At 43.8% G+C, this 17,527-nt stretch carries 18 protein-coding genes; 5 read left to right on the top strand and 13 right to left on the bottom strand.

Annotated elements, in window-relative coordinates; all coding sequences use genetic code 11:
- Positions 1 to 164: 164 nt before the first annotated feature.
- The 5 genes from EFA47_RS18935 to moaA all read right to left on the bottom strand — a co-directional run bounded on the left by EFA47_RS18935 (position 165) and on the right by moaA (position 4,378).
- Positions 165 to 1,214, bottom strand: coding sequence for a sulfate/molybdate ABC transporter ATP-binding protein (locus EFA47_RS18935; protein WP_122644742.1), 1,050 nt, complete (start codon positions 1,212 to 1,214; stop codon positions 165 to 167).
- A gap of 27 nt (positions 1,215 to 1,241) precedes the next feature.
- On the bottom strand, positions 1,242 to 1,946 hold the full coding sequence (gene modB, locus EFA47_RS18930) for a molybdate ABC transporter permease subunit (protein ID WP_122644741.1): 705 nt from the start codon (positions 1,944 to 1,946) through the stop codon (positions 1,242 to 1,244).
- 66 nt (positions 1,947 to 2,012) lie between these two features.
- Positions 2,013 to 2,924, bottom strand: a complete 912-nt coding sequence (modA, locus tag EFA47_RS18925; protein WP_122644740.1) for a molybdate ABC transporter substrate-binding protein — start codon at positions 2,922 to 2,924, stop codon at positions 2,013 to 2,015.
- Entirely contained in the window at positions 2,921 to 3,409 is a 489-nt protein-coding gene (locus tag EFA47_RS18920; RefSeq protein ID WP_122644739.1) for an MOSC domain-containing protein, read from the bottom strand. The genes modA and EFA47_RS18920 overlap by 4 nt, the downstream gene beginning before the upstream one ends.
- 3 nt (positions 3,410 to 3,412) lie before the next feature.
- Entirely contained in the window at positions 3,413 to 4,378 is a 966-nt protein-coding gene (gene moaA, locus EFA47_RS18915; protein WP_122644738.1) for a GTP 3',8-cyclase MoaA, read from the bottom strand.
- A gap of 253 nt (positions 4,379 to 4,631) precedes the next feature.
- Between moaA and EFA47_RS18910 the strand changes: the two genes are divergently transcribed.
- Entirely contained in the window at positions 4,632 to 5,186 is a 555-nt protein-coding gene (locus EFA47_RS18910) for a M48 family metallopeptidase (protein ID WP_122644737.1), read from the top strand.
- 3 nt (positions 5,187 to 5,189) lie between these two features.
- On the opposite strand, the gene EFA47_RS18905 is transcribed toward EFA47_RS18910, so the two are convergent.
- Together EFA47_RS18905 and EFA47_RS18900 are read right to left on the bottom strand one after the other, a co-directional pair.
- Positions 5,190 to 5,771, bottom strand: a complete 582-nt coding sequence (locus EFA47_RS18905; protein WP_122644736.1) for a Maf family protein — start codon at positions 5,769 to 5,771, stop codon at positions 5,190 to 5,192.
- Positions 5,772 to 6,194: 423 nt separating this feature from the next.
- Positions 6,195 to 7,502 (bottom strand): helix-turn-helix domain-containing protein, encoded by a 1,308-nt coding sequence (locus EFA47_RS18900; RefSeq protein WP_122644735.1) that lies wholly within the window; start codon positions 7,500 to 7,502, stop codon positions 6,195 to 6,197.
- A 196-nt stretch (positions 7,503 to 7,698) separates the two neighbouring features.
- Here EFA47_RS18900 and EFA47_RS18895 point away from each other — a divergent pair, with 196 nt between their 5' ends.
- Positions 7,699 to 8,868: a M20 metallopeptidase family protein gene (locus EFA47_RS18895; RefSeq protein WP_122644734.1), complete on the top strand. Its 1,170-nt coding sequence runs from the start codon at positions 7,699 to 7,701 to the stop codon at positions 8,866 to 8,868.
- A 2-nt stretch (positions 8,869 to 8,870) separates the two neighbouring features.
- Positions 8,871 to 10,115 (top strand): MFS transporter, encoded by a 1,245-nt coding sequence (locus EFA47_RS18890; protein ID WP_122644733.1) that lies wholly within the window; start codon positions 8,871 to 8,873, stop codon positions 10,113 to 10,115.
- An 81-nt stretch (positions 10,116 to 10,196) separates the two neighbouring features.
- On the opposite strand, the gene rpsR is transcribed toward EFA47_RS18890, so the two are convergent.
- The 6 genes from rpsR to asnB form a co-directional block, all read right to left on the bottom strand.
- Complete coding sequence (gene rpsR / locus EFA47_RS18885; RefSeq protein ID WP_122644732.1) at positions 10,197 to 10,463, bottom strand: 30S ribosomal protein S18; 267 nt, start codon at positions 10,461 to 10,463, stop codon at positions 10,197 to 10,199.
- A gap of 79 nt (positions 10,464 to 10,542) precedes the next feature.
- Positions 10,543 to 10,986: a single-stranded DNA-binding protein gene (locus EFA47_RS18880; protein WP_122644731.1), complete on the bottom strand. Its 444-nt coding sequence runs from the start codon at positions 10,984 to 10,986 to the stop codon at positions 10,543 to 10,545.
- A 14-nt stretch (positions 10,987 to 11,000) separates the two neighbouring features.
- A complete protein-coding gene (rpsF, locus tag EFA47_RS18875; RefSeq protein ID WP_122644730.1) occupies positions 11,001 to 11,288 on the bottom strand; it encodes a 30S ribosomal protein S6 in 288 nt (95 codons plus the stop codon).
- A 126-nt stretch (positions 11,289 to 11,414) separates the two neighbouring features.
- Positions 11,415 to 11,603, bottom strand: a complete 189-nt coding sequence (locus tag EFA47_RS18870) for a DUF951 domain-containing protein (RefSeq protein WP_122644729.1) — start codon at positions 11,601 to 11,603, stop codon at positions 11,415 to 11,417.
- 88 nt (positions 11,604 to 11,691) lie between these two features.
- Positions 11,692 to 12,477: a class B sortase gene (gene srtB, locus EFA47_RS18865; RefSeq protein ID WP_122644863.1), complete on the bottom strand. Its 786-nt coding sequence runs from the start codon at positions 12,475 to 12,477 to the stop codon at positions 11,692 to 11,694.
- A 220-nt stretch (positions 12,478 to 12,697) separates the two neighbouring features.
- Positions 12,698 to 14,236, bottom strand: a complete 1,539-nt coding sequence (gene asnB, locus EFA47_RS18860) for an asparagine synthase (glutamine-hydrolyzing) (protein WP_122644728.1) — start codon at positions 14,234 to 14,236, stop codon at positions 12,698 to 12,700.
- Positions 14,237 to 14,999: 763 nt separating this feature from the next.
- Here asnB and EFA47_RS18855 point away from each other — a divergent pair.
- Both EFA47_RS18855 and EFA47_RS18850 read left to right on the top strand, forming a co-directional pair.
- A complete protein-coding gene (locus EFA47_RS18855) occupies positions 15,000 to 15,728 on the top strand; it encodes a LytR/AlgR family response regulator transcription factor (protein WP_122644727.1) in 729 nt (242 codons plus the stop codon).
- Positions 15,728 to 17,476: a GHKL domain-containing protein gene (locus EFA47_RS18850; RefSeq protein ID WP_122644726.1), complete on the top strand. Its 1,749-nt coding sequence runs from the start codon at positions 15,728 to 15,730 to the stop codon at positions 17,474 to 17,476. The genes EFA47_RS18855 and EFA47_RS18850 overlap by 1 nt, the downstream gene beginning before the upstream one ends.
- The last annotated feature ends 51 nt before the right edge of the window (positions 17,477 to 17,527 follow it).

The raw sequence follows: 17,527 nt of genomic DNA, 5'->3' as shown, positions 1-17,527 counted from the left end.
GCCTTATGAGCGTCAAAGTAAACTTCCTCAAAGAATACAATCAGCCAAATATTAAACCTCCTCCGCAGTATGGGTTCATAATTATGTCCCTTCATCCTGGACTTCCACTCAGGAAGTCTCCCCAACTTATAATTCCTTCCTTCCGGCTGTCCTGTAATTGGATCCTATTTCAGCAGCAGGATTTTCTCTTCCGGCATAAACAGGTATTTAGGAATGCCCTTCCTATCCAGCTCAGCCATCCTATCCCTCTGTACAAACCAGCATATTTCTTCCCTATTCTCCCGCAAACTTTTAATAAAGTATCTGGTCTCAAAAGGCAGTTCTGCTGTACTTTTTATATCCGCAGGTATACAATTTTCCCCTGCCTCCTCCCATACAGGGATAAAGTCATGTGCCCTAAAACCCACAAAGCGTACCCACTCAGGGACTTCCCCCTCAAAAATCAGCGTCACCCCCCAGTCCTCAACCTCGATATGGTGCGCATCCAAGGGGCGGGCAGGGGCAATATTTTTGCATCCTGTAAGGCGGGCGGCTTCTCTTCGGCCGGGATCCTGAAATATAGTCTTTGTCTCCCCGCTGCAAATCACTCTCCCCTGATCCATAACCAACAGTTCATCACTAAACCTGTAAATCTCATCTCTGTTATGGGAAACTAAAAGAACTGTTCCTTCATAATCCGCAAGCATCTCCTGCATTTCCTGCTGAAGCCTCTCCTTAAGAAACTCATCCAGAGCCGAGTACGGCTCATCCAAAAGAATGGCATCAGGCTCATAGGCCATAATCCTGGCCAAGGCGACTCTTTGCTGCTGTCCCCCTGAAAGCTGTCCCGGCAGACGGTTTTCCAAACCCTGGAGACGAAATTTTTCCAACATCCGCCCCACACGCTCCCGCTGCTGTGCTTTACTTCCTTTTAATCCCGCAGCAATGTTGGCCCTGACAGACATGGCCGGAAAAAGCGCATAATTCTGAAACAGATACCCAATATTTCTTTTCTGTGGTTTCCAGTTTATTTTCTCTGCAGAATGATATACAACCTTATCATCTATAGTAATTTTTCCTTGATCCGGCGTCTCAATCCCTGCTATGCTTTTAAGTGTCATGCTCTTCCCGCAGCCAGACGCACCAAGAATCCCTAATCTCTTACTCTCACTTTTCAAATCCACATCTAACACAAAGTTTCCAAGCCTTTTTTGAATGCTGATTTCAATTGGCATTTTCTTCCTCCCCGGCTGGACTGCCTGTTACCAGCGTTTAATCTGTTTCATATTTTTCCCAGATATCAAGTTCATCAGAAAAATAATTATAAATGCAATAAGCATGACTATTAAGACCCATATTCCGGCAGTCAAATAATCCCCGTCCTGGATGACCATAGCGATTTTCTGTGAAATGGTACCTGTTTTTCCTGGTATATTCCCTGCCAGCATGGAGGTTGCACCATACTCCCCCATGGCCCTGGCAAATGTCAGTATAGTCCCAGACATGATTCCCGGGCCTGCAGAAGGCACTACTACCTTCCAGAATATAGCTGTCTCACTCATTCCCAGTGTCCTTCCTGCATAAACCAGGTTGGCATCTACCAACTCAAAAGCCGCCCTTGCATTTCTGTACATGAGGGGAAAGGCTATGACAGTTGCGGCAATAATACACCCAAGCCAGGTCTGTACTATCTTTAGATCAAAATTTTCAAACAAAAAGATTCCCAGGGGCCTCCGCCTGCTAAATAAAAGGAGAAGGAAAAATCCGGCCACTGTGGGAGGGAGTACCATAGGCAGGGTCAAAATGCCATCCGCCACTGCCTTTATTTTAGGACTGGCTTTTATCACCCTCCTGGCGGCTAAAATTCCAAGAAAAAAAGATATTACAGTTGCCACAATACCAGTTTTTACTGAAATCCAAAGAGGGCTCCAGTCCAGATTTTCTAAAATCTCTATCATTGTTTTCATGATTTCCTCCCTACATTTTAGCCTTGCCCATGAGCACCCTGGGACACTTGCATACAGTCTTTAAAATTACTGCCTCTCTAAATCTGTATCAAAATAATACGCGTCAAATACTTCCTTGGCCTCATCTGAAAGTATAAACTGATAGAAATCTGCCGCCGCTTTAGCCTGCAGTTCATCCGCCTCCTCATTTACTACCTGGCAAATAGGATAAATAACATCCCCTGTCAGATCATAGCTGACTGTCTCTAAAATATCCAGATCATCCTCATAGCCATATGTATCAGAATAATAAGTAGTGCCTACCTCGCAGGAACCTTCTACCACAGCCGAAAGTACCTTGCTTACATTGTCCTGCTCACTGATCTCCACACCTCCAAGTGCCTTTGACAATTCCTCAGTGGTAACTGCATCCGGCGCTTCTGTTCTCTCCAAAATGCCAAGATTCATCAAAGCCTGCCTTGTATACTTGCCAACTGGGACACTGCCCCCTGCCAAGGCTATACTTTCTGCCTCTCCAAGTGTTTCCAGGCCAGTCACTTTTGTTTTACTGTCTTTGAGCGTAATAACTACTACCTGGTTATTCAATACATTGGCCCTTGTCCCTTCTTTCACAAGGCCGTCCTCCTCCAGCTGGTCCATTTGTTTCTGTGCTGCTGAAAAGAATAGGTCACATTCATACCCCTCTTGAATCTGTGTCAGCAATGTACCCGAACTGTCCGCATTAAATGTAACCTTCACATTGGGCTGGATTTCCTTATACTTCTCAGCAAGGTCTGTCATGGCTGTGTTCAGGCTTGCTGCAATAAACACCTGGATTTCTGTATCACCAAGTACGTCTGATTCCTCCTGGGCCTCTGCCTCTTTAGTCCTTTCCGTCCCAGCCTGTTTTTCTTCTGCCCCGCCTGCACTGCCTCCGCATCCTGCCGCACTGACTGCCATGATACCTGTCATAATTACCGCCAACATTTTCTTTTTCATTTTTTTCCTCCTTTATCCTTCATAATCTTATCCTTCCCATTTTCTGACCCGGCAGGCAATATAACCTCAACCCTATCACCAACCCGGATATGCCCTCCAGCCACTACTCTGGCAAATACTCCTTCCCTGGGCATAATACAGTCTCCCATGCTCTGGTAAATCTCACAATGGCTGTGACACTCCTTCCCAACCTGCGTCAGCTCCAGCACTGCCTTATTAATATTAATCCTTGCCCCTAAAGGAAGATTTTTCAGATCAATTCCTTGTACAATTATATTCTCCCCAAAATCCCCCTGGGCCACCTCCGCCCCTCTCTCGCGGAATGCCTCTATTTTCTCATAGGGCAGGAGGCTCACCTGGCGATGCCAATTGCCTCCATGGGCATCCCTTTCTATCCCCCACCCTTCTACAATATCAGCCTCTGGCAGGGGATTCTTCTTCGTCCCACGTTTCTCACTAATGCATATCCCAACCACTTTTCCCATACCTCAGCCTCCAATCTGCACCATTTTCCTGGCCTCTGTCATATCCTGTTTCCTTTCAAAACAGTGCCCCTCTGGCTTCCCTTTAATGGCCTGCCCCAAAATCCGGCGAACCTCCATCTTATCTCCCTCTCGAAGCGCCCGCTTTACAGAACCGCCCCCGCCATAGCAAAGACAAGGCTTTATCTCCCCATCTGCAGTCATACGTATACGGTTGCATGCTGTGCAAAATTTTTCATGGACAGCACTTATAAACCCTATGCTGCCTAAAAAACCAGGAAGGCGGTAATAGACTGCCGGTCCGTTCCCATGTCCTTCAGCATCTCTGGCCAGCCGCCCATATTTATCCATGATCATCTTAAGCAGATACTGATTGGAAATCCCCCGGCACTCTTCCCCGCCCCCAATGGGCATCATCTCAATAAATCTTACATCCACAGGCCATTCCTGTGCCATTGCAAGAAGGCCGTCCCACTCCCCGGCATTTACGCCCTCCTGCAGGACCACATTGATTTTCGTATTTACACCATGACATACCGATGCCTTAATTCCATCCAATACCTGGCCCAGCTTATCTGCCCCAGTAATCCGCCTAAAAGTCTCCCTATCCAAAGTATCCAGGCTGATATTAATCCCATCCACCCCAGCGCTGCACAATTCTTCTATAGACTGCTCCAGCAGGATGCCATTGGTGGTCAGCGTCACCTGGCAAATTCCAGGGATCTGCTTTAATTTCCCCATCAAACTCACGCATCCCTTTCTTATCAAAGGCTCCCCTCCTGTCACCTTTAATTTACTAATGCCCAAAGCTGCCGCCTGCCTGCATACCTCCTCTATCTCCTCGTATGTTAAAATCTCTTCCGGGGCCATCCACTGGATGTCCTTTGGCATACAGTATCTGCACCGGAGATTACATCTGTCAGTTATGGATATTCTCATATAGTCTATAGTTCTTCCTTTTCCGTCTATCATAATCTTTCTGCCTCCAATAACAGAACCCTGCTTTTGTCAGTTCTCCAGAAAATCCGCTAATCAAGCTCTTTCATTTCCTTTGTAACTTATATCAGATAGGTAATTTTAGATAAGAATGCTATACCCGCAAATTTTTATAGTCGGAGAACAGCCACGCACCCCTCCAAAAAGGTACAGGTCTTTTGTTAATTTGGGACGTAGCCTTCTTGCACTTTATTACGTCCCCTGTTAAAATGTTCACGAGGTGATTCATATGGCACAGCCATTTTCCTATGAAATTATATATAGCAGCCGTAAATCTCTTGCTGTGCAAATCACAGTGGAGGGATCGGTAAAGGTCCGCGCCCCCAGGGGATACCCGGCTGCTTCTATCGAAGCTTTTCTGAAAGAAAAGGAACCATGGATTTTGAAGCATATAGAGAGGGCAAGGCAAAATTGTCCTAAAAGCCCTCCCCCTCTCTCTGACTATGACCGGAACAGATATATACAAACTGCCCGGAGTGTTTTTACTCAAAAAACTGCATATTATGCCGCAATTATGGGCGTAACTTATGGCCGGATATCTATCCGTGAACAGAAAACCCGCTGGGGCAGCTGTTCGTCTAAGGGAAATTTGAACTTTAACTGGAGGCTTATCTTCGCCCCCGGCGATGTGCTGGACTATATAGTGGTGCATGAATTGGCGCACAGAAGAGAGATGAACCATTCATCTGCCTTTTATGCCATTGTGGGATCCATCCTGCCTGATTATAAGAAGCAGCAAAAATGGCTCCGTGACAATGGCCACTCACTCTGGACTATTGTATAAATCCTACATTTGCCCAATTTCTTTTAATAACTGATACAGGCGGGAAATAGGCAGTCCCATCACATTGTAATAATCACCTTCAATTCTGTCTATATAAGCTGCAAATTTTCCCTGTATCCCATAGGCGCCTGCCTTATCCATGGGTTCTCCACTCTGGATATATGCCAGGATCTCACTGTCATCCATATTATGGACAAACACCTTGGTCCCTACCGCACACACATGGGGTTTACAGGCGCCCGTTTCACTAAAATCCAGGAGGGACACCCCGGTAAATACTTCATGTTCCCTCCCCTGCAGGCTTTTAAGCATCCCGAACGCGTCCACTTCGTCCTTAGGCTTTCCCAAAACACTTCCGTCAAGCGCTACTACTGTATCTGCCCCTATTACAATTATATTTTGAGCATTTAAGTCAGCTGCTACATTTTGAGCTTTCATCGTGGCAAGTTCTTTTACAATCTCTTCAGGAACAGTACTTTTGTATATCTCTTCCCCGAAACTGGCCTTCACCTCAAATTCAGCTCCCATCTGCTCCATTAAAGCCTTCCTCCGGGGAGATGCCGATCCAAGTATTATTTTTTTCATAGCATTTTCTCCTTATAGCAAAATTGCATAAATATTATACCATGAATTTTACTGACAGGCACCACACTTCAAACATTTCACTTTTGGCCTCTACTTTATTTAAATTTTGAAGAAATATAGAAAAAACCTTTAAACACTGATATTTCAGTGCCTAGAGGCTTTTCTTGCATACTCCTAGACGTATGGCATAAATTATTATACCCTTTACTTTCCGCACTTTTTTTACTGAATTTTCACTACACCACTTTCACAGCACACCCAGGAATGTTTTGCAGATTCTGTCTAGCAATTTACGATTCCCATATACCGGGTTTCCTCTCCTGACAACATACGGCATGGATGATTCAGTTCATCCCTTATTATTTTCTTACCCCATCCAGTATATAAGATAAAACCAACTTCTGCCCCAGTCGAAAAACCTGTTTACAATCTCACAAAAACACTTTCCGGACGTCCTCTGGAAGTCATTCGTTTCTTATAGGCCACTTGCAGTGTCCCCTCCTTTTCAAGTGCCGCAAGCATTCGGTTGGCACTTCTCTTTGTCACTCCAAGGCGAAAAGCCAGCTCCTGCGCCGTAATCTCTTTTTTTGGCGCCGCATCCATGGCCGCAAACACCTTTTTCAAAGTAAGCGGCGACAAACTGGATTCCATCTCCGGCCCTGCACTACTTTCTACCTTTAAAATAAACTCTGCACCCTGGCCAAGGGGACCTATCAACTCCTCCCTCTCGCTCATCAGATAACTCACATTTTTTCTGAGCTCTGCTTCGTGGCAGGCGCTAAGCGCATTCATTCTTGTCTGTGCAAGCCCCATCCCAAGCCCATAGCCAATACTGAAACCCCATGCAGTTTTTTTGCTTTTCAGATAAACTCCCACCCGATCCTCAGTCAGGTCTTCTGTCCACTCTAGAATCACCTTCCTAGATGTAACAATCTCCATTCCATAATGATAACGCTTTATAGAATAATCCATCATCCATTCTTTGAGATATTCTGTCATCAGTGATTCAAGACGAACATAGTTCAGGTCAAGCTCTTGTGAAAAGGCTTTTTCAGAGGCAGCTATTTTAATGATAACAATTCCAGGCTGATGCTCCTCTAACTCCTTTTTCTCAATCTTTTCAAGGAGACTTCCGCACACTTCCCGGATATACGGTTGTCCTGGATATGGAAAATAGACGTTTACCCCGGCTTCACGCAGCCTTAGGACAATACTGGAAAACCTTGTAATAGACAGATCTGTCTTTCCTCCCCTCCACAGCTCCAGGTGCTTCTCATACTGCTCCTGTTCAAGATGCAGCATTCTCTCAAGACTGAATTCCTCCTCTGAGAGTCCGCTAATATCAGGCATATTTTCCCTGCCCTCCGCAAATGCCTTAAGATCCCCGCCGAACATCTGTATAATATCTGCATAAACACGATCAAAATCCAGCTCTCTGTTCCTTTGCAACAAAATCAAGAGAAGTCGGTACATGGCCGATTCATCCGTATTAAAAAAACAGATCGGCCGCTCTTCTCTCGGATAATAAAGCTTTATCATATGTGCCGGAAAGCTCCCGCTGGTCAGAATCCCGTCATATTCTTCTGTAATATCTTTATAGATTTCTTTTAAATCTTCAAATGTATGGTAAACAAAAATCCGGTACGCAAAGCCCAGATTTAATTCATCCAACGTATTACAAATAAATTCTCCTAAAAAATCCGTTGTAACCACTGCAATTTTCCTAATCATTCTAAGCCTCCTGCCCTTTCTCTTTTCTAATAGTAACACATTTACCAAAAACGGGCACCCTTTTTTATTTCAAAAGTATTCTCAACTTTGTGCATATCTCACATTTTTCCTAAAGTATATTGACACATTCTGTATGAATGTTATAATAAAGACATATCTTTATATATTCTTTAAATGCGATTAAGGAGGAGTTTGCATGAATCATTTTTTAGAAAGAGCAAAAGAGCTTGAAATCCAGATGCAGGAAGACCGGCATCATCTGCACAGACGGGCTGAAGCCGGAGAACATCTGCCGGAAACAGTTTCATATGTGATGAACCGTCTGCGTGAAATCGGACTGGATCCAGAAGAAATATGCCCATCTGGTATTTCCGCATGCATCAAAGGAGCATATCCAGGAAAAACAATACTCCTGCGGGCAGACATGGATGCACTGCCAATGAACGAAATCAATGATCTTCCGTTTCAAAGTGAGACAAATGCCGCACATAACTGCGGACATGACCTGCACACAGCAATGCTTCTCGGTGCAGCACAGATACTTTTTGAACACCGCAATGAACTCCACGGCAACGTCAAATTGATGTTCCAACCTGCCGAAGAAATATTTGCCGGTTCTAAGAAAATGATTGAAGCTGGTATTTTATCCAACCCTCCTGTAGATGTGGCTATGGGCATGCACGTCATGCTTGATACTGCAGTGCCCTCTCTGAACTATGGCACCGGCTATATGACTTCTTCCTGCGACGGCTTCAAAATTACTGTCCACGGCTCAGGATGTCATGGGGCGATGCCACATCTAGGGATTGATCCCATTAATGCCGGACTACATATTTATAGCGCTTTTCAGAATCTTATTGCAAGAGAATGTGATCCATCTGAGAAAGTCAGCCTGACTTTCGGTGCCTTTCAGGCAGGTTCCACGACTAACATCGTACCGGATCAGGCCATCCTCATGGGAACACTGCGCACATACAATAAACAGCTTAGGGGGCGGCTCGTGAAAAGAATGCAGGAGATCTGTGAATATACCGGCAAGGCTTTTCATGTGTCTGTTGACTATGAGACCGTCTCTGATGTACCGTCTACTTACTCTGATCCAGAGCTGACCACAGAACTGGCAGAATATGCCTCCCATATCGTTCCGGACTTTATATGCCATACGGACTACAAGGTAACTCCTTCTGATGATTTTGCATGTATCTCAGAGCAGGTTCCCACCGCTTACTTTATGATCGGATGCAAGGTAGAGGGATGCAGCGTACAGCATCACAATCCAGGCGTACTTTTTGACGAAGCTGTCCTGCCTTACGGAGCAGCCACACACGCAGCCTGTGCTTTCCATTGGCTGAATAAGGAGCATTAATTATGAATAAGAAAAAAATTTTTTATGGATGGTATATTGTCTTCGGATGCCTCATTATCACTTGTACGATGGTGCCTCCGATTATGGCACTTAGTAATAAATTCTTAATCCAGGTAACTGGAGAGCTTGGTATCTCCCGAAGTGCCTTCACCCTTGCAAATACAATTCTGCAGGGACTTGGCATCTTTATCTCACCAATTGTCTCTTCCAGGCTTGCGAAAGGAAATATGCGCCGGATTCAGTGTATCAGCATTGTAGGATTTGTACTTTCCTACGCATCCTATTCGCTGGCCCAAAATGCAGTCCACCTTTATATTTCCTCTTTCTTTACCGGAATCTTCTTCTTAAATGCGGCTCTCATTCCTGTCAGCATGATGATTACAAACTGGTTTGTGAAAAAAAGAGGGTTGGCAATGAGTATTGCCATGGCCGGAATTGGCGTGGGCGGAACTATTTTCAGTCCCATTATTACTACACTCCTTGAACACTATGGCTGGCGCCACACTTATCAGATCATGGCGCTGATTATCCTTGTCCTGGCGCTCCCTGCAGCCTTCTTCCTTCTGCGGAAAACACCTCAGGATATGGGCCTTCTTCCATACGGAAGTGATGAAGCTGCTCAGTCAAAGACTTCTGCAGCGCAGGCTTCTCCTTCTTTTACCCTAAGTGTAAAAGAATCCTGGACAAAGGTATTCTTCTGGATTTTTATTTTGGGGATGCTCTGCAATGGATTGATCAATACCGGTGCCCTGGGCCACTTCCCTCCTGCAATTGAGGAAATGCACGGCGCGCAGGTACAGGCTCTGATTATCTCCATGTATTCGTTAATCGGCATCTTTGGAAAAATCGTGCTGGGCTGGCTGAACGACCGGTACGGAGTTGTTGTCAGTACTGCATTCGGCTGTATAACATTTGCCGTCTCTTTTATCTTTATGCTAATGGGAAGCAACGTAACCCTACTTTATATTATGGCTGTCCTTTTCGGTCTCGGAGATGCTATCGGAACCGTAACACCGCCCCTTGTAACCTCCGCTATCTTTGGCGCTGAAAAATATGGAGAGGCTTATGGGATCGCAAACAGCTTTACGCAGATTGGCCTCTCGCTTGGTTCTCTTCTGGTCGCCGCAATCTATGATGCAAGCGGCTCCTATAATACAGCCTGGATTCTTCTTCTGATCCTCACAGTCGGCGCACTTTTTGGATGGGTTGGCTCTTATTTACTTTCTAAAAAATACCGTACACAGTAATCATAAAAGAAAAGCCTTTAAACACTGCTATCCTAGTGTTTAAAGGCTTTTCTTACTTATTCATATTTTACGCTGTCAGAATTAGTCCTGAACGTATGGCATCAAAGCAATATGTCTTGCTCTCTTTATCGCTACCGTCAAAGCTCTCTGATGTTTTGCACAGTTTCCTGTGATCCTTCTGGGAAGAATTTTTCCCCTTTCAGAGATATATTTCTTTAATTTTGCAACATCTTTGTAATCAATCTCATTATTCTCTTTGCCACAGAATACGCATACCTTTTTTCTCCTGCGTGCCGGGCCTCTTCTCTTGAAGCCGCCTTCTGGTCTGCTGCCCTTTTCGTAAGCCATTTCTTTTACCTCCTGTTATAATTAGTTTATTGGCCCTCTCCGGCCCAATAAGTAGACAGAAAGAAATTCACAACTATGTCTAATTAAACGGCAACTCTTCATCAATCCCATCCGGAATATTCATGAATCCGTCACCCGCATCGACACTCGGTGAAGGACTCGGGGCCGCCTGCTGGAAGGAATTTCTGTTAGCTTCACTCTCGGCTCTGCTCTCCGCAAATTCCTGCTCCTCAATAATAACCTCTGTCGTGTACACCTTAGCGCCTTCTTTATTAGTGTAGCTTCCGGTCTGAATACGGCCCGATATAGAAACACGCATACCCTGCCGGAAATACTTCTCCGCAAATTCAGCAGAACGTCCAAACACAACACACGGAATAAAATCTGCAGTGGGTTCATTATCCCTTTTAAATCTGCGGTCAACGGCCACTGTATATCTTGCAACGGCAGTTGTACTGTCACCTTGTGAATATCTAACTTCGGGGTCTCTTGTGAGGCGCCCTACCAAAACTACTTTATTCATATATACCTCTTTCTTTATGCTTCCTGTCTAACGCATAAATATCTGAGTACATGATCCATAATACGGATACGCTGCTCCACTTCACTAGGAACAGTACTTTCAGATTCGAAGTGGATGAAGTAGTAATATCCCTCTTTCATCTTCTGAATCTCGTAAGCAAATCTTCTCTTACCCCATTCATCAACGTCTGATACGCTGCCACCAAAACGTGTGATTAAATCTTTCACTTTTTCGATAACTTGCGCTCTGGCATCATCTTCGATCTTTGCGCTGACAACAACAGCTAACTCATACTTATTCATGTTTCTTGCACCTCCTTATGGTCTCTGGCCCCCGGTCCACCCGGGAACAAGGAAAATTATATCTGAGGCTATAAAAATCCCCAGGTACGTCACGATTACTAATCATACCATAAATGCCTGTCCCTTTCAAGCTTTTTTCCTGATTTCCTTCGTATTCTTTTCCACCAACTTCCGGGGAACCATAATCTGATGTCCACACCCCTGGCATTTAAGCCTAAAATCCGCACCTACACGCAGAATCTCCCACTCATGGCTTCCGCAAGGGTGAGGTTTCTTCATCCGTATCAAATCTCCAATATCAAATCTGTCTGCCATTGGGCACCTCCTCATTAAAAACTGAATATTCTGAAAATGGTGGTCAAAAGGGACAGTCCCCTTTGCAAAGGGGACTGTCCCTTTTGTACTAAGGCTCTTTTACCAACACCCCCTGTACCAGGAATCTCTCGTCGTCGTTTATGTTTGTACAGGTAGACAAACTCACAATTTGCGACTGGCTGTTCAATTCAACATCTACCTGATAGTTCGACGTGGCCTTGCACAGCTCTTCGTAATCAAGAAACTCTTCCTGTGTGGCATATGTAATTTTATAATTCTCTGCCGTATCTTTGACAACAGCGGCGGAAAATACCCGGTATGTTAGCTTCTGTCCATTTGGCGTATAAATATAAAAATATGGATATTTCTTACAGAATTCTTCACTCGCATACTCATTTAGCTGCGAAAACATTTCTCCGCCCACCTTTAGGTTATGCCCATAAATAAATGTATTACGCTCCGTAAATTCAGGATTATTCCGCATATCCATGAAAATTGCCCCCAGCCTGTTATCATTAGCGGAAAACGTCTTTGTGAGATATTCTTCGTTATCCGAACTCTTTACAATAGGGTAACTGATAACTGATGGTTCTTCCAGCCTGAGCCACCCTACTGTATCTGGATTCTCCTTCAAGAGTGCTTCAAAGTCAACTTTAAAATCATCCCCATCTTCTCCGTTTCCATCAGTCTGTTCGATGGCCAGCTCCTTGACTTTATCATATTCCTTCCCACCTGTGTAATATGGCACAAGCACCATCGTCAGCTGGTAGGCTGAAAATATAAAAACACACACTGCCGCTAAAAGCACGGCGGTAGATATGGCTCCCCCTCCCCGGCCTTTCTTCCTTTTCTTTTTTTCCTGATTCCTGCTCATATTTCCAACTCTTCCCTCAATCCATTTCTCCCTGCCCACTCCGCCCTAAAGGACACTCTTAGGCACGGGCCCCTTAGGCAATTAAACACAAATATGCCCACAAGGTATGCCCTAAGAATCCCCCGCAGTTCAGGCCCTCATGCAGTTTGGCGCAATCCTGTCCCACAGGGCATCTATTTTCAGATATACAACTAAATTCTTATTTTTACAGAAAGAAAGATTATCTTTTAATAAAATATTCCTCATACCAAACCAGAAAAGTATAAATCGTCCACACTTTCCTCCAATTATCTGAATTACCGCCTATATAATCCTCAAAGATTTCATTAATGGCATTAATGTCAAAAAACTCAGCGGCCATCCTGCTGTTAAACTTATCTCTGACATCCTGGTTATATCTGTCATCTGCCATCCATATGCGGATGGGCACAATAAACCCAAGCTTCTTTCTGAACGCAATTTCCTCTGGCAGTACTTTTGCCGCAGCCATCCTAAACGCGACCTTATTCTGCTCCTCATTCACCTTATATTTCGACGGCATACGGGACGCAATATCAAAAATCCTGCGGTCAGTCAGGGGCATACGGATTTCCAGGCCTGCCGCCCTGCTCATTTTATCCACATTCAAATAGATATCACCCTCCAGCCAAATTTGGATGTCCACATCTGACATCTTAGCCAAAGGATCCAACCCTTCCGTTTCCTCGTAAATATCCCGTGCCAGCTCTATAGGCAATACATCCGGGTCATATTTCTTCAGAATCCTCTGCTTCTCATCTTCCTTCATTATATTAGTATTGCCAACATAAAAGTTCTTCAGATTCTCCCCATAGCGTTCAGCATTTCTATACATATTGTATCCGCCAAAAAACTCATCTGCCCCCTCTCCCGAATAGCAGATCTTCGTGTGCTGAGCTGTGGCCCTGCACGCAATGGCAAATGCAATAGCAGATGCATCTCCCAAAGGCTGCTCCATATTATACATAACATAGGGCACGACTCCAAAATACTCCTCTGGCGTAATCAGACATCTTCTGTTCTTGCGGCCCAGTATTTCTGCCGTCTGTTTTGCCAAGCCAGACTCATCAAAACGTTCCTCCTCATACCCACAGGAGTCAGACACCTTAACATCAGACATAGCCAGCACATAAGATGAGTCAACTCCCCCTGACAGAAATGACTCTGCTTCCTCATCCTCTGACTTTACCTCAGGCATAATTTCCTGAATCGTTCTGTGAATCTCATCCGCCCACTCTTCAAGATCCCGGTTTTCGTCAGGATGAAACTCCGGCCGAAAATAACGCTCAATTTTCAGCTTTCTATGCTGCCATGTCAGATAGCGCCCCGGCATCAATTTCTTAAGTCCGCGGAAAAATGTATTCTCTCCCCCCACATACGTGAGGCTTAGATAAATCTGCAGCATCTCCTCATTTAGTTCCTTTACAAATCCAGGCTGCTCCATAATTCCGCGGATGGTTGTCCCATAGAGCAGACGCCCATCTTCAGTCTCATAGTAATAAAATGGCTTCGTACCAAAAGGATCCCGAAGGCAGAACAACTTCCTCTCCTCTTCATCCCACAGCGCAAACGCAAACATTCCATGCATGTGGTCTGCCATTTCATGTCCCCATGTTTCATATGCCCTGATTAGAATTAATTCCTCCCGCTCTTCTCTTGTAAGAGAAAGGTCAATGCCAAGGCGCTCACAAAGCTCCTCCCAATTGCGAATATGTCCACTGTATTCTTTGATTTTTATCATTTGTGTGCTTCCTCTCCTGTAAAATGGCTATCCCTATTATAAACGAAAGTTCCAATGATAACAACCTCTCCCTTTTGAAGTTTCTTTGTTACCCTCATTTATCCTTCCAGCACTGCCTAAAATAAGGACTGCCGCAAAATGGATTTCTCATACAAGATCATGGTATCTGCCGGGCAGGCAGAACATATTCTTGGTTGAATTCCCACATTTTGCGGCAGTCCCTGAGCCGATATACTCAAATAGTTTATTTCTATAGATATGTTTATAGCTAAAGCTATAAAGCAAGATACACTTATTGAACTACTAATATTCAATAAGGTACACCCTAAGAGTATACCCCTAATACATATCCTTCGGGCGGACTTTGTCTAATAAGGTACACTTTTATTCACATATCAAATTAAATATGAGAAATAATATTATAAATAATATATTACTTTACATTACTATTGTTATGCTCTATAATTTAAACATATTTTTAGCTGGATTAAATATCTATATAAGTAAAAATATTGTCGACTATTGTGTACCTTATTAGACACTGTATGTCTGCCTGCAAGGGCATGGAATGAAAGTTATCACGTTTCAGGCAGAACCCGTGCTAATCCCGAAGAGGATTCTTTATTTACAGTATAATCTTTTAGCTCTTTTCCCTAAACCGGGGATACACTCTGGCGTTTTTTCATATCTTATATTTTTTATCCAGCAACTTCTATGATATAATTATATCCAATAAGAATTAACTCGTGGGGGGAAATATCTTATGAATACATTGATAATCTGCGATGATGAACAGTCCATTGCCGAGGATTTACAGTCACGCATTTCTTCTATCCTTAGTGAGGAGTGGGATATTCAATTCTTCTGTTCGCCGGATAAGTTCCGGGACTATATGCGCGGCGCTAAAACTTTACCTGACATTTTATTTATGGACATACAGTTCGGAGCGGAGAATGGCATAGAACTGGCCTATGAGATCCAGTCACGCTGCCCATGGACTGCAGTCGTATTGATAACCGGTTATATTAATTTTGCCAATGATATTTTTACTATTCGCCCAGCCTATTTTTTAGTAAAGCCTATTGACGATGACAAATTGGCCGCCTCGGTAGAGCGGGCCCTTGAATACCTGAATAGCTGCCGCGATACTGCAGTCACCCTTCAGAGCAACGGAAATATTTTTACATTAAGAAGCAGTGAAATTTATTATGTAGAGAGTGAGAAGCGCAGGCTCCATATTCATACAACAGCAGAAAGGTATACTGTGTATATGAAACTAAATGAAATAAAAGAACAGCTTCCCGACTGCTTCCTGTCCTGCCATAAAAGTTACCTCGTAAATTTAAATTATATACATACTCTTACTTCACAAAAAATAACTCTGGTTAATTCTGCTGAAATTCCAGTAAGCCGTTCCAGATACAAAAAGTTCAAGGAGGACTTCATGCACTTCTTCAGTATGGAGAACCGCCGGCAGCAAAGGAGATTTTAATGCTTTTGTACAATCTGATAAGGCTTACATTGGCCACTGGCCTAGTTACATTCCTGATAAGTAAAGACGTGGATAAAAGAAAACTTTTTACAGTTGTATATACAAGTATATTTTTATTGTTTACCGCTGTCTCCCTTATATTCACGGTACATATTTCGTGGTATGCCGCCTTTTTTACGGAGTTTATGCGTATGCTCCTTCAGTTGGCCGCAGCCTATATTTATACAGAACGCGGATTTTATTACTTTATAAAAGAATCTGTATACTATGTATTATTCAACCTGATTTTCTCGGGACTCACTATCCTGGAGGGACTGCTGCTGTCTAACTGGCAGCATTTTATGACAACTCTTGCTGTCTTGGATGGAATACTTTTCCCCAGCCTTTTGACCCTTTTATCTCTTTTGGCTGTATGGTTCCTAATACGCTTGAATTTCTTTGATAAAATCCCCTACAATATCATGAAATTTCTCTTTATTTCTATGACATTAATGGATCTGGGGGCAGGACTGGTCATCCGCACAAGTCAGGTTCCCTTTCACCGTATGTTGGCGGTCTGTCTCTTAGTATTCTTTTTATGGATTTTATTTCTCACTGTATTTATATTTTTCCGCCACAGATATAAGTCTGAGGCCCGCAGTATCTATCAGGAGATTTTGAAAAACCAATATGCATTTTATCAGAATATACAGGCGGATCCCGATGAAGTCCACAAACTACGCCATGATCTTTCCAACCATCTTCAGATCTTAGGCCATCTGTCCAGTTGTCCCCAAAATACAGAGATACAGGAATACCGGCGTACCCTGATGCAAACCTTATATAATACTCCACAGCCTAAATCTGAGAGCCAAACGCCCCGATGCAAGCATACGGGGCATCAAACTAGCAGCACTGCAAGCCGGGGTATTAGACCCTCGCGGCAGTCGCCAAATGGACATGTAAACATGTCCGCTCGGCTCCTCGCTCTCGGGAATAAAAGCTTTCCTGTAAAAAGAAAAAACTTCATATACTACATTATCTGTATTGCCATAATGTTCTTCTGTATATTAGGGTTTAGGGTATTTATTTTTCCCCATATTTCCCAGAACTATAGCATATATGAGTGGGCCGCCTTTATTTTGATGAGTATACTGCTGGGTGTCACATGCCTGACAATCTCTATATATGCCAAGGCTGAATATACACAGCGCAGGACACGGCAGATGCTTGAGAATGCCGCTTCCCTTAAAATGCAATGGGATGAGGTCCAAAAAATGGCCAGCACTGCTTTATCTGGCAAAACAAATGAATTTAGTTTCCAAAAGGAACAGATATACTTTACTTCCCTTCCAGTTATAAATACTGTACTAAACATCAAGCACCGTTATTGCCGGCAGCATAAAATCCTGCCAGTCTGGCATATTTATGTCCCTCCCGTCTGCCAGATCGAACCTGTAGACATGGCAGGCCTTCTCGTAAACCTGATTGATAATGGAATCGAAGCCTGCCTGCTCCTTCCAGAAGACAAACGCAAACTGACGGTACAAATGCAGGCCAGGGCAAACTTTTGGATAATAGAGGTAGAAAACTCTAAACTTCCCTACGAGCACCCTACTCAAAATGGATTTCATTCCATGAAAGGGGAAGGGCATGGCCTGGGGCATCAGATTGTCATGGATCTGGTACATAAATATAATGGGGAAATTCATTATATTGATAAAGGCAATATATTTCTAACCACAGTTATGCTGGATGTAATGACTTAAAGTACACAAAAAGCTGCCGCAATCTTAGATATCCGGCGTAATATGGAGCAG

The sequence above is a fragment of the Luxibacter massiliensis genome (genome assembly GCF_900604355.1).
GTDB lineage: Bacteria > Bacillota > Clostridia > Lachnospirales > Lachnospiraceae > Luxibacter > Luxibacter massiliensis.
This window is presented reverse-complemented; position numbering and strand designations above follow the sequence as displayed.

Excerpts from the sequence above, each read along its gene's own strand:
- EFA47_RS18895 (WP_122644734.1), top strand. The coding sequence starts at position 7,699 with ATGAATCATTTTTTAGAAAGAGCAAAAGAGCTTGAAATCCAGATGCAG.
- moaA (WP_122644738.1), bottom strand. The coding sequence starts at position 4,378 with ATGATAGACGGAAAAGGAAGAACTATAGACTATATGAGAATATCCATA.
- EFA47_RS18910 (WP_122644737.1), top strand. The coding sequence starts at position 4,632 with ATGGCACAGCCATTTTCCTATGAAATTATATATAGCAGCCGTAAATCT.
- srtB (WP_122644863.1), bottom strand. The coding sequence starts at position 12,477 with ATGAGCAGGAATCAGGAAAAAAAGAAAAGGAAGAAAGGCCGGGGAGGG.
- EFA47_RS18920 (WP_122644739.1), bottom strand. The coding sequence starts at position 3,409 with ATGGGAAAAGTGGTTGGGATATGCATTAGTGAGAAACGTGGGACGAAG.
- EFA47_RS18855 (WP_122644727.1), top strand. The coding sequence starts at position 15,000 with ATGAATACATTGATAATCTGCGATGATGAACAGTCCATTGCCGAGGAT.
- asnB (WP_122644728.1), bottom strand. The coding sequence starts at position 14,236 with ATGATAAAAATCAAAGAATACAGTGGACATATTCGCAATTGGGAGGAG.
- EFA47_RS18870 (WP_122644729.1), bottom strand. The coding sequence starts at position 11,603 with ATGGCAGACAGATTTGATATTGGAGATTTGATACGGATGAAGAAACCT.
- EFA47_RS18905 (WP_122644736.1), bottom strand. The coding sequence starts at position 5,771 with ATGAAAAAAATAATACTTGGATCGGCATCTCCCCGGAGGAAGGCTTTA.
- rpsR (WP_122644732.1), bottom strand. The coding sequence starts at position 10,463 with ATGGCTTACGAAAAGGGCAGCAGACCAGAAGGCGGCTTCAAGAGAAGA.
- EFA47_RS18900 (WP_122644735.1), bottom strand. The coding sequence starts at position 7,502 with ATGATTAGGAAAATTGCAGTGGTTACAACGGATTTTTTAGGAGAATTT.
- EFA47_RS18850 (WP_122644726.1), top strand. The coding sequence starts at position 15,728 with ATGCTTTTGTACAATCTGATAAGGCTTACATTGGCCACTGGCCTAGTT.
- EFA47_RS18880 (WP_122644731.1), bottom strand. The coding sequence starts at position 10,986 with ATGAATAAAGTAGTTTTGGTAGGGCGCCTCACAAGAGACCCCGAAGTT.
- EFA47_RS18935 (WP_122644742.1), bottom strand. The coding sequence starts at position 1,214 with ATGCCAATTGAAATCAGCATTCAAAAAAGGCTTGGAAACTTTGTGTTA.
- modA (WP_122644740.1), bottom strand. The coding sequence starts at position 2,924 with ATGAAAAAGAAAATGTTGGCGGTAATTATGACAGGTATCATGGCAGTC.
- rpsF (WP_122644730.1), bottom strand. The coding sequence starts at position 11,288 with ATGAATAAGTATGAGTTAGCTGTTGTTGTCAGCGCAAAGATCGAAGAT.
- modB (WP_122644741.1), bottom strand. The coding sequence starts at position 1,946 with ATGAAAACAATGATAGAGATTTTAGAAAATCTGGACTGGAGCCCTCTT.
- EFA47_RS18890 (WP_122644733.1), top strand. The coding sequence starts at position 8,871 with ATGAATAAGAAAAAAATTTTTTATGGATGGTATATTGTCTTCGGATGC.